Origin of the sequence: Chenggangzhangella methanolivorans (assembly GCF_042648545.1) — a bacterium.
Classification (GTDB): Bacteria; Pseudomonadota; Alphaproteobacteria; order Rhizobiales; family Methylopilaceae; genus Methylopila; species Methylopila methanolivorans.
In genome coordinates this window covers 1-638 of sequence record NZ_JBHRXS010000030.1, presented here as the reverse complement: position 1 = coordinate 638, position 638 = coordinate 1, and the positions used below count along the sequence as shown (strand labels likewise).

At 66.8% G+C, this 638-nt stretch carries 1 pseudogene; it reads right to left on the bottom strand.

Annotation, left to right across the window (positions count from 1 at the left end):
* Positions 1-581, bottom strand: a pseudogene (gene istA, locus ACFOWB_RS26640) (IS21 family transposase); the annotation flags it as partial.
* Positions 582-638: the final 57 nt, after the last annotated feature.

Below are 638 nucleotides of genomic sequence, written 5' to 3'. Positions count from 1 at the left end.
GTAGATCCCGCGCGTGCAGGTTCCCTTGAAGAAGGCGAACGCCCGGTCATGGGCGTCGAACACCATCTCCTGGCTCTCGCGCGGATAGGCCCGCACGAACATCATCCGTGAATGACAGAGCCGGACGTGCGCGACCTTCACGGTCGTGGTCACGCCGTTGATCAGGACGATCTCGTGGCTCCAGTCGAACTGGTAGGCCTCGCCCGGATCGAAGCTCAACGGCACGAACGCCGCTGATGACGACGACCGCTCACGCTGCCGACCGCGAGCGTAGCGCCGGACCGCGTCGTAGCCGCCCTCGTAGCCCAGCGCCCGCAACGCCTCGAAGATCCGGATCAGCGTCAGCCGCTCGCGCGCCGCCCGTCCCTCGTTCTCCATCAGCAGCCGAGGTCGTCACGCCAGGGCCCGAGCTTCGGAAGCGGCTGCACTTCGCGCTCGTATTCGAACGCCGTGGCGCCCGACCGCAGCACCTTCCGCACCGTGTTCCGCGACACGTGCAGCTCGCGCACGATCTCCTTGATCGTCTTGCCGCGCACAAAATGCTCGCGGCGGATCCGCGCGATCGTGTCCACGCACTTCATCCCCCAACCGCCTGTCCTCGACAAAGACAGGCAGCATGCGCAACGCGCGCCTCAGGG